13 protein-coding genes and 2 tRNA genes are annotated in these 12326 nt (G+C 67.3%); 10 read left to right on the plus strand and 5 right to left on the minus strand.

All coding sequences use genetic code 11. The annotated features are described in order from the left end of the window. The first annotated feature begins 42 nt into the window (after window positions 1–42). The 3 genes from RIF23_RS14105 to RIF23_RS14115 all read left to right on the plus strand — a co-directional run bounded on the left by RIF23_RS14105 (window position 43) and on the right by RIF23_RS14115 (window position 2592). Window positions 43–127 (plus strand) — tRNA-Ser (locus RIF23_RS14105). A 211-nt stretch (window positions 128–338) separates the two neighbouring features. Further along, window positions 339–872 (plus strand): type I-E CRISPR-associated protein Cse2/CasB, encoded by a 534-nt coding sequence (gene casB / locus RIF23_RS14110; protein ID WP_310912995.1) that lies wholly within the window; start codon window positions 339–341, stop codon window positions 870–872. Window positions 873–1029: 157 nt separating this feature from the next. After that, window positions 1030–2592, plus strand: a complete 1563-nt coding sequence (locus RIF23_RS14115) for an OmpA family protein (RefSeq protein WP_310912996.1) — start codon at window positions 1030–1032, stop codon at window positions 2590–2592. 570 nt (window positions 2593–3162) lie between these two features. Here RIF23_RS14115 and RIF23_RS14120 read toward each other — a convergent pair. Then, the gene (locus RIF23_RS14120) at window positions 3163–4149 is read right to left on the minus strand and encodes a hypothetical protein (protein ID WP_310912997.1); all 987 of its coding nucleotides are present in this window, start codon (window positions 4147–4149) and stop codon (window positions 3163–3165) included. A 247-nt stretch (window positions 4150–4396) separates the two neighbouring features. Between RIF23_RS14120 and RIF23_RS14125 the strand changes: the two genes are divergently transcribed. Next, window positions 4397–4699 (plus strand): type II toxin-antitoxin system VapB family antitoxin, encoded by a 303-nt coding sequence (locus tag RIF23_RS14125; RefSeq protein WP_310912998.1) that lies wholly within the window; start codon window positions 4397–4399, stop codon window positions 4697–4699. Between the two features lie 51 nt (window positions 4700–4750). Here the strand turns inward: RIF23_RS14125 and RIF23_RS14130 are convergent. The 3 genes from RIF23_RS14130 to RIF23_RS14140 all read right to left on the minus strand — a co-directional run bounded on the left by RIF23_RS14130 (window position 4751) and on the right by RIF23_RS14140 (window position 5892). After that, window positions 4751–4835: transfer RNA gene (locus RIF23_RS14130), tRNA-Ser, on the minus strand. A 10-nt stretch (window positions 4836–4845) separates the two neighbouring features. Next, window positions 4846–5298, minus strand: coding sequence for a nucleoside deaminase (locus RIF23_RS14135; protein ID WP_310913211.1), 453 nt, complete (start codon window positions 5296–5298; stop codon window positions 4846–4848). Between the two features lie 78 nt (window positions 5299–5376). After that, window positions 5377–5892 (minus strand): tRNA adenosine deaminase-associated protein, encoded by a 516-nt coding sequence (locus RIF23_RS14140; RefSeq protein WP_310912999.1) that lies wholly within the window; start codon window positions 5890–5892, stop codon window positions 5377–5379. Between the two features lie 235 nt (window positions 5893–6127). Between RIF23_RS14140 and upp the strand changes: the two genes are divergently transcribed. The 5 genes from upp to RIF23_RS14165 all read left to right on the plus strand — a co-directional run bounded on the left by upp (window position 6128) and on the right by RIF23_RS14165 (window position 8418). Beyond that, complete coding sequence (gene upp, locus RIF23_RS14145) at window positions 6128–6781, plus strand: uracil phosphoribosyltransferase (RefSeq protein WP_310913212.1); 654 nt, start codon at window positions 6128–6130, stop codon at window positions 6779–6781. A 243-nt stretch (window positions 6782–7024) separates the two neighbouring features. Further along, window positions 7025–7243 (plus strand): three-helix bundle dimerization domain-containing protein, encoded by a 219-nt coding sequence (locus RIF23_RS14150; protein ID WP_310913000.1) that lies wholly within the window; start codon window positions 7025–7027, stop codon window positions 7241–7243. Window positions 7244–7367: 124 nt separating this feature from the next. Then, window positions 7368–7532: a hypothetical protein gene (locus RIF23_RS14155; protein WP_310913001.1), complete on the plus strand. Its 165-nt coding sequence runs from the start codon at window positions 7368–7370 to the stop codon at window positions 7530–7532. 33 nt (window positions 7533–7565) lie between these two features. Beyond that, a complete protein-coding gene (locus RIF23_RS14160) occupies window positions 7566–8078 on the plus strand; it encodes a PH domain-containing protein (RefSeq protein ID WP_310913002.1) in 513 nt (170 codons plus the stop codon). A 136-nt stretch (window positions 8079–8214) separates the two neighbouring features. Further along, a complete protein-coding gene (locus RIF23_RS14165) occupies window positions 8215–8418 on the plus strand; it encodes a hypothetical protein (RefSeq protein WP_310913003.1) in 204 nt (67 codons plus the stop codon). Between the two features lie 692 nt (window positions 8419–9110). Here RIF23_RS14165 and dnaB read toward each other — a convergent pair. Then, window positions 9111–10463, minus strand: a complete 1353-nt coding sequence (gene dnaB / locus RIF23_RS14170; protein WP_310913004.1) for a replicative DNA helicase — start codon at window positions 10461–10463, stop codon at window positions 9111–9113. A gap of 449 nt (window positions 10464–10912) precedes the next feature. Between dnaB and RIF23_RS14175 the strand changes: the two genes are divergently transcribed. After that, on the plus strand, window positions 10913–12262 hold the full coding sequence (locus RIF23_RS14175; protein ID WP_310913005.1) for an MATE family efflux transporter: 1350 nt from the start codon (window positions 10913–10915) through the stop codon (window positions 12260–12262). The last annotated feature ends 64 nt before the right edge of the window (window positions 12263–12326 follow it).

Genomic DNA, 12326 nt, shown 5'->3' on the forward strand with positions numbered 1-12326 from the left:
GAGCGTTCGAAGCATTCGCGTATGGACGGTAGGCTTGTCCGCGGAGGATTCGCCTAGTGGCCTAGGGCGCACGCTTGGAACGCGTGTTGGGGGCAACCCCTCAAGGGTTCGAATCCCTTATCCTCCGCAGACTGCCGCCAGGCAGAACATGAAGCCCCGGCCGGGATACTGGCCGGGGCTTTCGCATGCCTGCTGGGCAGTTCTGGTCTCGTTTGGTCTCGGTCCGTCTCCCCGGTGCAGCCCCGGCCGACACCCAGTGCGCGGGCGGGCGCCGCGGATCGTACAGCAGGCCCGCCGACCCTGACCGTGGCAACCACCATTGGCTAGTCTCTTCTCCCATGGACGAGGCGCGGTACACCGACATACGCGACCAGGTGCACCTGAGTCTGGCCACGGGCCACCAACCGCCTCCCAATCAGCAGGTGCAGCTACCGAATCTCGCCCGCGAGCCACTCACGGACAACCTCGCCGTCCGAACCGCGGTTGCTGCCTACGCACTCGCCCACCACGGCCCGCGCACCCACGTTCCCGACCGCCCTGTGGATGTGGCCCTGCACCGCATTGTCGCCGACGACCCCCGCCGCGACATCTTCGACGACCAACGCCTGTGGACCGCGGTGGAACGCTTCGCCCAGTTCGGCACCGCCCACGCCCACACCGCGATCGTCCAGCTGTGTGTGCTGCTGCGCACGAACACCGTGGGCATGGACTGGGGCCTGTTCGCCACCGACCTGGCACGGGCCATGGACTCGCCGGTCGGCAGTGCCTTCGTGGTCTACCGGTGGACGAGCGGCTACTACACGCGCCGGGGCAATCCCACGATGGACCCCGGATCCCCCGGAATGTGGACCGGAACGGACCCCGCGCGCTGACGCACCCTGGGCGCCCGACCCCACTCCGTGCACGGCCATGGTGACTCCCGCTCCGGTGGAGACTGTGTGCAAGACTCTGCGAGACTCGTGCGGCTCTCCCATCCACGTGGGGGTGGCCGACCCTGGCGTGTTCCCTCAACGATCGGAGTTGCCCCGCATGGTGCGGACGAGGCCAATCGCTGCGACAGCGTTGCTGACCATGGGCAGCCTCCTCCTGGGCGGCTGTACCCTCTTCGAGGACGACGGCCCCCCACCGGTCGAGGAGGAGTTCCCCTACACCCGGGAAGGACGGATTTTCCAGGACACAGGTAACGACGAGGTGATGCGCTTCTCCATCACCGCTCTGGAGCGCACCCCCGAGCACACGGTGTTGCACTATGAAGTCGACTATCCGGACGGCTTCGTCGGAGCCAACCGAAATCTGGCGATGCCGAACACACTGGTGGACCCGATCACCGGCCGTGTCTACCGGGAATACGTCGATCCGGACGGGCTCAAGTACGGCTCCGTCAGCCCCAACGGCGACGGGCTCTATCCGGTGCACGACGGCGTCACCAACGAGTACCGGCGCTATTTCCCCCCACTTCCCGACGAGGTGGGGCAGGTCACGTTCGTGGGCAGCGGCCTCGGAGCCATGACCGGAATCCCGGTGCAGGATGTGGACGAGGAGCAGCCCGCCCCGGAGAATCCCAACGGGGCCGACCACCTCTCCCCCGACAATCCTCCCTCCGAGAACCTCACCTTCGAGAACCGGCCTCCGGACGACGACGCCGAAGCCGAGGAGGGCTGGGTCGAGAGCTTCGTGGACTCCGAGGTCGCCTCGATCACCCGCGACGGGGACACCGAGACCATCTCGCTGCACTCCGACGTGATGTTCGAGTTCGACGAGTCCGAGCTGACCGCAGACGCCGAGGAGGTTGTGCGGGAAGCCGCCCAGTCCATGACCCACAGTGTGAGTCCCGACGACCCCGAGATCACGGTAGTCGGACACACGGACGGGATCGGCTCCGACTCCTACAACCAGAACCTCTCCGAGGAGCGCGCCGAAACGGTCCGGGACCTGCTCCAGGAGGAGCTCGAGGGCAACTACACCTACCTCGTGGAGGGACGTGGCAGCACCGAGCCCATCGCTGTCGAGGGCGGTGACGACGACGAGGAAGCTCGCGCCCGGAACCGCCGGGTCGAATTCTCCTACCAGGTGGTGGAGTCGACGGACGACGAGGATGTGGAGGAGGACACCTCCGATGGTCTCGGCGTCGCGCAGCGAACGGTGCACTGGCCGGCCCCCTTCGCCGAGGACCACGGCGATGTCGCAGCCACCGCGGAGCGGGACGACGTGCGGTTGGACGTGTATCCCCTGCGCCGGGACGGCTCCTATGTCATTGGGACGATCTCGCTGACGAACACCACGGACGAACCCGTACTACCGAATATGGGGGGCCTGGAAGACCGGGAGGCCGGTGGCCCGGACCAGTTCAGCTCCGGCTCACTCGGCGGGTTCCAGCTCCTGGACCCCGAGACCGACCTGGTTCGCTACGTGTCCCAGATGACACTCGACGACGGTCGCACCGCCAACTTCGCCGAGGAGGTACACGAGCTCCAGCCCGGCAATACCTACGATCTCGTGGCGGTGTTCCCGGCCCCGCCCGCCGAGGTCGAGGACTTGACCCTGCGCGCCGGGCCGTTCGGGGAACTCGAGGAGATTCCGGTCGAAGACTGAACCTCCGTCCACGGGGCTCGGGGAGCCTCCACCCCGAGCCCCGGACCGGTTCGTAATCCTGGCCTCATGATCGGGGGCCTACTCCCGGACGCCAGCACCGCCCCCCCCAGGCCGCGCTGGCTGCCGTGCGGGATGCTCCCCTCCGGTAGCGGGGTCGCCTCACGATCACCGCCCCCGCACCGCTGGCCGTCGTGCGGGGAGCGCCCACGGAACAGGACACCAGTGGTGACCACCGGGGCGCGACGCCGCCGGCGGCCAACACGGCGCGCGCGAGGAGCCCACCACCGGAACCACGATCGCCCGTTGGCCGTGTGTGGAGGGTGTCCTGGCTGCTTCGGAACACGCCCACCCCCGTACCCACGCACCGCCGTGCGGGAGAACACACCGCCCCCGCACCGCTGGCCGTCGTGTGGGGGAGCGCCCCGGAAGCAGGACACCAGCGGTGACCACCGGGGCGCGACGCCGCCGGCGGCCAACACGGCGCGTGCGAGGAGCCCACCACCGCTACCGAGGGCCTGCTCTCCTCATGTCGCCCCCGCCTCAGCGTCAACAACCTCTACCCCGCAGAACCTAGCGGTCAAGCCGCTCGGCGACCGCCAACACCGCCTCTTCCAGCTCCTCCTGGGAGGCATCCCCGGCCACGGAGATCACCGATACGTAGAAACGATCCGGCAGGGACAGGTGCAGGCTCTGGGTGGACCCCTCCACGGTTCGCAGGTAGTCCAGGTCACCGCCCAACGCGTCCGCCTCCGGACTGCGGTAGTTCTCCAGGTCGACGTCGATGTCCACTTCCCAGTTCATCTCGTCGCCCTCGGTGGACTGTCCCACGTCCAGCCGCGCCCCCGGGTCCGCCCCGTGGGTGAAGACAACCGCGAAGGACTCCGCCGGCCCCTCGCCACCCGTGGTAGACCAGGAACACACAAGCTGCTCAGCCTCGGAACGGCCCTCGACCTCGCCGGACTCCTCCTCCATGACCGCACCAGCCGGAGCCAGCCCGGACGCGACCTGATCCGCCCCCACCTCGGTGCAGGACTCGGGCAGGGCCAGGCTCTCCGCCTCGTCGGCGTCGGTGTCCTCGGTGTCCTCGGTGTCGTCTGCGTCGTCGGCGTCGGAATCGTCGTCACCGCCGAAGAGTCCCTCCCACCAGGACTCGTCATCATCCTCGTCGTCGTCGGCGTCCTCGGTGTCGTCTGCGTCGTCGGCGTCGGAATCGTCGTCGCCACCGCCGAAGAGTCCCTCCCACCAGGACTCGTCATCATCCTCGTCGTCGTCGGCGTCCTCGGTGTCCTCGGCGTCGTCGGTGTCCTCGGCGTCGTCGGTGTCACCGTCCTCGGGATCCCCGACAGCGGTGTCAGCGTCAGCGTCAGCGTCGTCTTCGGCGTTCGAGGTATCCGACTCGTCCGAGGAGAACAGGTCATCGAACCAGGAGGTCTCGTCATCCAGGGAGTCCGCATCACAACTGACGAGAATCATCCCCGCGGCCAGGGTCGCGCCGACGGCGACGGCGGGCCGGAAGCGTGGCGAGGGACGGGACTGGCTGGTGTGATCGAATCGCATGGGGCACCTTCAACGTCGGGAAGCGGTCCTGGCGCCGGATCGGGCGGGCGTCGGCACGAGCATAGGGAACCGTAGCAAGCTGGGAGGAGAGGGGACAGTCCACCAGCCCCGCACCACGGCAACGGGACACGGTTGTGTGGGGACGGTCGAGATCCCCCGTGCTGGGGACAGGGGTGTTGGCGCGCGCCGCTGCCCTGGGGACGGACCTGTCCCCAGTGATCGACAACGGCCTCTCTACACTGACCCCATGGTCTTCAAACGCGTCGGCACCGACCGGCCCTATCCCGATCCTGGGCTTGCCCAACGGGACTGGGCGCGGCTCCCGCCGTGCCAGGTGCGGTTGGACACACTGGTCACCACCAAGGCGATTCTGCACCTGGAACAGCTGCTGGCACGAGACTCCACCTTCTTCGGAGATCTCTTTCCCCACGTGATCCGCTGGCGGGGCGAGCTGTACCTGGAGGACGGGCTCCACCGTGTGCTTCGGGCCGCGCTACAGCAACGGGAAACCGTTCCGGCACGCGTGCACAGCTGCGACGAGTGGTTCTGAGAGAACTCGGTCCGGCACTGCCCCAACACCGAGCAGTACCGGACCGTACGGCGGTGGAGGTGGGATTCGAACCCACGGAAGGTTGCCCTTCACTCGCTTTCGAGGCGAGCGCCCTCGGCCACTAGGCGACTCCACCGCGGACAACTCTACCGGAGACGTCGAGCGGAGAAGAACTCGGTCAACAGCGTCGCACAGCGATCCACCGTCTCCGGAGCCAGCAGGTCGGGTGGCACAACCTCCGGGCAGTGGTTCAGGCGCCGGTCCCGGACCACGTCCCAGAGCGAGCCCACCGCCCCCGCCTTGGCGTCCCGAGCACCGTAGAGGAGGCTACCCACCCGTGCCTGCACCAGGGCACCGGCACACATGGTGCACGGCTCCAGGGTGACCACCAGGGTGCATCCGTCCAGACGCCAGCGACCGCGGTATCCGGCGGCCGCCCGCAATGCGAGGATCTCCGCGTGTGCCGTGGGGTCACCCGTTGCTTCCCGCGCGTTGTGCCCACGCCCCAGTACCGCACCGTCAGGTGCGAGGACGACCGCACCCACCGGAACCTCCGCCTCCTGCCCCGCCGTGTGCGCCTCGTCCAGAGCCAGGCACATCGCCTCGTCCCAGGTGACCCCCTCGGGCCCGGGAGTGGTCGACCCGACCGACGGGTTCCGCACAGCCGACACCCCTCACTAGCTCAGGGAGTCCACGGCCCGCTGGAAGGACGAGGCGAACCCCAGACGTTCCGCGATACTGGCGAGGACCTGGTCCGGGTACAGGTCGATCGCGCCCGCCAGGGCCCCCAGCTCCATCTCGTCCACCCCGAGATCAGCGAGGATGGACAAGTCCCCCGCGGGCAGCACCTGGTCCAGCGCTTCCTCATCGGGGACATCGATATCCAGGTACTCCAGGGCGGCACGGGCGACCGGCCACTCCAGTGCGGCGGTTACGTCCGACAGGAACACACTGCTGACGTCCCGCCCGGAGACGCGCACGATCATGAAGAAGTCGTCGTCCACGGAGACGAACCCGATCGCACCGCTGATGCTGGGCTGCTGGCGCAGGGCGTGCAGGAGCCCGTGCAGATCGTGGGTCAGGGCAACCGGGAACAGGTCGACGTCCCAGTACTCCTCCTCGCGGTACGCAACCGCGACGAAGTCCCGAGCGCCGTCATCCTCGTCTGGCTCGAGCGGCTCGAGTCCCGTCATCGTCACCCCACGTGGCCGGCCGGCACTTGGCCCAGGATCACAGACGACCCGGGGCAGGGTCATGATAACCGCAATCTCCCGACGCTTTCGGGATCCCTGGCCCCACGGAGCGGAATCCGTTCGGCGTCAGCTCGGCTCCGGTCCGGCTTGCGCGGCGGTTGACCGTCACAGAGCCGGTACCTTGAGCTGGGGCAACTACTCCTACGTCGCTCCCGAGAAAGGTCAGGGGTTGCAGGTGGAAACACTCGTCATCGACCACCCACTGGTCAGCCACAAGCTGACGGTGCTGCGGGAATCCAGCACGGACTCCCCGACCTTCCGGCGCCTCACGGATGAACTGGTCACACTCCTGACCTACGAGGCGACACGGGATGTTCGGGTGGCCGATGTCACGATTACGACTCCCCTCGCGCCCGCCGCCGGGGTCCAACTGACCGACCCCGCTCCCCTGGTCGTTCCCATTCTCCGGGCCGGCCTGGGGATGCTCGAGGGAATGACCCGTCTCCTGCCCACCGCCGAGGTTGGCTTTCTCGGGATGGCACGCGACGAACAAACCCTCCAGCCAGCCACCTATGCGGATCGGCTCCCGGCAGACCTGTCCGGCCGCCAGTGCTACGTGCTGGACCCCATGCTGGCCACGGGAGGCACCCTCGCCGCCTCACTCCAACTGCTACTCGACCGTGGGGCAGACCAGGTGACCGCGATCTGTCTTCTCGCCGCACCGGAAGGTCTCCAGGCACTGGACCGAAAACTCGCTGCCGACCCAGCCCACCAGAGCCACCCCCGGGTCCGGGTGGTGACCGCGGCTGTCGATGACCGCCTGGACGAGAACGGGTTCATCCTCCCCGGGCTGGGTGACGCCGGAGACCGGCTGTACGGATCGATGTAGCGCGGCCGATCACCCGCACCAGAACCACGACCACCAGCACAAACGTTGGTCACCATGGGTCCAAGAGATCCACGTCGCAATCGGATATCTGTCCTGTCCGAATCTAGAACGATACTTCACTGTTACGGACAGGCGCGATGATGGCCGTCCCAAGAGGACCGGCGACGGGCCACCCCAGGCCCACATGTGACAGATTCCACTGACATCGGAGTGACCAGCGAACCACCACCCGCAGGGAGCCACATGTTCGAGGAAACGCATTCGGGAGACTTTCAGCAGGTCATCGACCGTCTACACCATGAGTTTCACGGGGTTCACGCCCAGGCGACAGTGGTTCGCTGTGTCGACTCAGCCCGCCACGGGGCGCGAGAGGTCATCGGTGAGGCGACACCGCGGCTCGTGGAGCGAATCGCCCGGCAACACCTGCAAGTTCTCGAGTTGGCCTACGCGGAACGAAGCTGATCCAGACCTCCCAAACACGAACCAGTCCGGCACGCCGAGAATGCCGACTGCCTTTACGGGTACGGGTGTCGGTGTAACAATCAGCATGGGTTAGTGGGTTCGTTGCACTTGTGGGGAGTCGGCCATGGCGAAGTTGAAGAAATGGCTGGGGTTTGCGGCCATCGCGTTCGTCGCCTTCTATCTACTCACTCAACCCGAATCTGCTGCGGGGGTTATCCATACCGGACTTGACGGCCTGATGAACGCCGCCGATTCGCTGTCGCGCTTCGTCAACGCGCTGGCTGTGTAGGGACACCAGAGCTCCGGGAGAGGGCTGGTCGGAATGAAGCTCGTCACGCCGGGCGACGCGGCGCCCGCCTCGGTCAACCGGTACCTGCTTCCCCACGAGGAACAGGTCATCACGATGCGACGCCATCCGGCCGTGCTCCTGGGCCCGGTGACGGTGGTGCTGGGCAGTCTCATCCTTGCGGGTGTGCTCAGCAACACGGTCACCGACCCGACCATCCTGGCCGTGATCTGGTGGATCTGGCTCCTCGGTCTGGTCTGGTTCGTGTGGAAGGTAGCCGAGTGGTCGGTCGAGTACTTCGTGATCACCTCGGCACGCCTGCTGTTGACCACGGGCATCATCACTCGGCAAGTGAACATGATGCCTTTGGGCAAGGTCACGGACATGCGTTTCGAACGGTCCCTGCTCGGGCGCATCATCGGCTACGGCTCGTTCATCATGGAGTCGGCCGGTCAGGACCAGGCCCTGAGCAAGATCAACTATGTTCCCTATCCCGAGCAGCTCTACCTTGAGGTCGTGGGCCTGATCTTCCCCGGCAAGGGCGACTGAGGACCCGAGGCCCGCTCCCACGGCTCCGGCATTCCACGACGGGCGCCACCCAGGGACCAACGGTGTCCGTGTTTTGACTTCCAGGTGAACAGACGGTTAACTGAAAACCTCGTCCGGATGAACAGGAGGCACCGACATGACCCGCGTAATGCGCAGGATGGGTGGCGCTTCTGTGCTGCGCTCGCGCGCGCCACGGCCCGCGCCCGAGTTCACCCCGGCCGAGGCCCTGGTGCCCGCACCGCGCCCCAGTCGGGAGGATCGTGCATCCGGCCCGCGGCTGTCCTGGATTCTGGTCGAAGACGAGTCCGGACGGCGACGCCCCGAGGCCCGGTGGCGTTAGAGCCTGTTTCTCGGGGGTGGGAGCGAGGTTGGGCCTGGCCTGGCGACGTCTCCCCCGTCCCCGATCGCTGGCCATCGTGCGCAGGGCCATCCGGCCCGGCAGAACACCCCCAGCACACCCCGCCCGCCCCGTTGGCCGTCGTGCAGTGGACCACGGTACCCCCATCACGGGGGCACCAGCCCACGGCCGCCATCCCCACATCCCGCTGGCCGTCGTGCGGGGGAGCGCCCCGGAAACAGGGCATCACCGGTGACCACCGGGGTGCGACGCCGCCGGCGGCCAAGACGGCGCGAGCGGATTGGTGCTTGCCGTGACCACAATCCCCCCCCGGGGGGCCGGAGTGCCCGGTGCCGCGCCCAGGCCTGGCCCGCACCAGCCCTGGCCTGGCTCCCCAGCGGCAGGCATCCGCCACCAGGGGCCACCACAACGCCTGCGGGTGAACCATCGCGGCACCCCCTGTGCCCGCTGGCCCGTGGGACCGCGACCGCCCGTCGTGGACATGTCCTCGGCAGCATGAGGACCATCCCGGCCGCGCCACGGCCAACGGGATCGGGGACGGGGTGGACGTCGCCAGACCAGGCTCAACCGTGCTCCCAAGCCCAAAACCACGCGCGAGCCGTTCATTTCCGGGGGCGCAGGTGCCGACGGTGCCGGGCGACGGCCCGCCCGCGCGGACTCCAGCACCGGTGCGATCAGCCGGGCGCCATGTCGACAAAGCGACTGTAGTGGCCCTGGAACGCCACGGTCACCGTGGCGGTCGGACCGTTTCGGTGCTTGGCCACGATCAGGTCCGCCTCACCGGCGCGTGGGGACTCCTTCTCGAAGGCGTCCTCTCGGTACAACAGGATCACCATGTCGGAGTCCTGCTCGATGCTGCCGGACTCCCGGAGGTCACTCAGCTGGGGTTTCTTGTCGGTTCGCTGTTCGGGCCCCCGGTTCAGCTGCGACAGCGCGATCACCGGAACCTCGAGTTCCTTGGCGAGGAGCTTGAGGGATCGCGACATCTCGGAGACCTCCTGCTGGCGGCTCTCCACTCGCCCGGCCGCATTCATCAGTTGCAGGTAGTCCACGATGATCAGCTTGAGATCGTGCTGTTGTTTGAGCCGTCGGCACTTGGCCCGGATTTCCATCATGGACATGTTGGGCGAGTCATCGATGAAGAGGGGCGCTCCAGCGACCTCGCCCATCCGCCGCGCCATCCGGGTCCAGTCATCGTCGGTCATCAGCCCGGAACGCATAGTGTGCAGCGGAATTCGCGCCTCGGCCGACAGCAGCCGCATGACGATCTCGTTGCGTCCCATCTCCAGGCTGAAGATCACGGTGGTGAGCTGGTTCTGGATCGCGGCGGCACGCGCCATGTCCAAGGCGAGGGTGGACTTTCCGACCGCGGGACGAGCGGCGATGATGATCATCTGTCCCGGCTGTAGGCCGTTCGCCAACGCATCGAAGTCGGTGAACCCGGTGGGAACCCCGGTCATCCCACTGTCGCGGCTGGAGATGGCCTCGATCTCGTCGAGGGCACCGGGCATGACCTCGCTGAGCGGCAGGTAATCTTCCCCGGTGCGCTTCTCCGCCACCCCCATGACCTCGGCCTGTGCCTGGTCGACCAGATCGTTGACGTCGCTGCCTCCGGTGTACCCCAGCTGCGCGACCCGGGTCCCGACTTCGACCAGACGGCGCAGGATCGCGCGGTCCGCCACGATCCGCGCGTAGTAGCCGGCGTTGGCGGCGGTGGGAATGGACTCGGTGAGCGTGTGCAGGTAGGGGGCGCCCCCGACCCGGGTGATCTCGCCGCGGTTGGTCAGTTCCGCGTTCACCGAGATCGCGTCCACGGGTTCCCCCCGTGCGAACAGGTCCACAGCGGTGTCGAAGATCACCTGGTGCGCCGGACGGTAGAAGTCGGCGGAACGAACGATCTCCACCACTTCGGAGATCGCGTCTTTCGACAGCAGCATCCCGCCAAGGACGCACTGTTCGGCGAGTGCGTCGTGCGGTGGCGTCCGTTCGAACCCACCCTCGGGTGGTGACGCCTCTGCGATGCTCATACCTGTTCCCCCAACGACCGCTGTGTCTGGTGTCCCGCCGTGTTTGGGCCCGTCCTGCGGGACACTCGGAGCTCCCCCAGTTCCACCTGCGAAGATACGTGTGGTGGATCTGCTCTTGGCGCAGGGCACACCGACTGCGGAACCGTGACCGGGTCACGGTCAACTACCCCCGGCGCCTCAGTGTGGAGCCTCGCCAGCTCCAGAGCAACGTAGCTTGTGGATGCCCCTGGGGACAGCTTGTGGATAGCTGGGGGTATCTTGCGGATAGCTTGTGCACATCCCTTGTGGATAACTGGGATCTAGCGCCTAAATATCCCCTTTGAACTGCGAAGACGTTATACGCCGGATGTGAGCATCAGAAAGTTACTCCAGACTTGTCCACAGGCTGTCCACAGGTCGTTCCATCCACTGGTCATCCCCTCGTCCGATGAACGGTAGTCTCCGCTTCGATGCGCTCCCTGCTGCCCACCGCCCCGTTCCGCCATGTGCACGACCGTGAGATTCTCCGGCTTGCGGTCCCCACGTTCTTTGCCCTGGTTGCCGAGCCCCTCTTCCTCCTCACCGACACCGCAGTCGTGGGCCGCCTCGGTACAGCCGAACTGGGCGGGCTCGGAGTGGCCAGCCAGATCCTGCTCACGCTCGCGAACCTGTGCATTTTCCTTGCCTACGGCACCACCGCAGCGGTTGCCCGCCACTACGGCGCCGACGATATTCCCGCGGGGCTGCGAGCCGGCGTCGACGCGATGTGGCTCGCGGCACTCATCGGCGTGGCACTCATCGCGGTGGGCTGGCCGCTGGCCCCAAGCCTGGTCGAGCTGCTGGGAGCATCCGAGTCCGTCGCCCTCCACGCCGAGACCTACCTGCGGGTGAGTCTGCTCAGCACGCCCGCACTCCTGGTCACGCTCGCGGGTACCGGGGTACTACGAGGGCTCCAGAACGCCACCGCCCCGCTGGTCGTCGCAGTCGGGGCGAATCTCGCCAACATGGTGCTCTGCGTCTGGTTCGTTCTCGGCCTGGGGTGGGGGATCGCGGGCTCAGCCTGGGCGACCGTGATCGCACAGAGTTGCGGTGCGGCCGTGTACATAGCCCTGGTTGCCCGGGGAGCCCGGGAGCACGGAGTGTCCCTCGCCCCCACGCGGCGGGGCCTGGCCGCGACCGCCAGTGCCGGATTCGCACTCCTGATCCGAACCGTGTCGCTGCGTATCGTCCTACTCGTCACCACTGCGGTGGCAGCGCGCCTCGGGGATGCCGAGATCGCCGCCCACCAGATCGCCTTCCAGCTGTGGACGCTGCTGGTATTCGCCCTGGACGCCGTCGCCATCGCGGGCCAGGCCATCGTGGGGCGTTACCTGGGCGCCGCGGACGTCCGCGGTACCCGCGCGGCAACGCGCCGCATGGTCGAGTGGGGCTTCCTGGTTGGGCTGTTGTTCGCTGTGGTCGTCCTGGTGTCGCGCCCCTGGGCGGCTCTCGTGTTCACCACCGACCCCCAGGTCATTGCCCTGGTCACCAGTACGCTTCTCGTCGTTGCCCTCCTCCAGCCGGCCAGTGGGATCGTCATGGTGTTGGACGGGATTCTCATGGGGGCTGGCGATCAGCGCTACCTTGCGTGGGCCAGCCTGTGGACCATGGTGGTCTTCCTTCCACTCGGCGCCTCGGTCCCGTGGCTGACCCCGCAGGGATCCGCCACCGGCCTCGTGGCGCTCTGGATCGCGTTCGGCGTGTGGATACTCGCCCGCGGACTCACTCTGGGGCTCCGGGTTCGCGGAACCGCCTGGCTCGTCACCGGAGCCGTCCGGTGAACCGTGGGGGGCGGGTTAGCCGTCCCGGAGGGCGGCGGACCACGCACACCGAAACCCCCACGCC

Source organism: Lipingzhangella rawalii, from assembly GCF_031628175.1.
Taxonomy (GTDB): Bacteria; Actinomycetota; Actinomycetes; order Streptosporangiales; family Streptosporangiaceae; genus Lipingzhangella_A; species Lipingzhangella_A rawalii.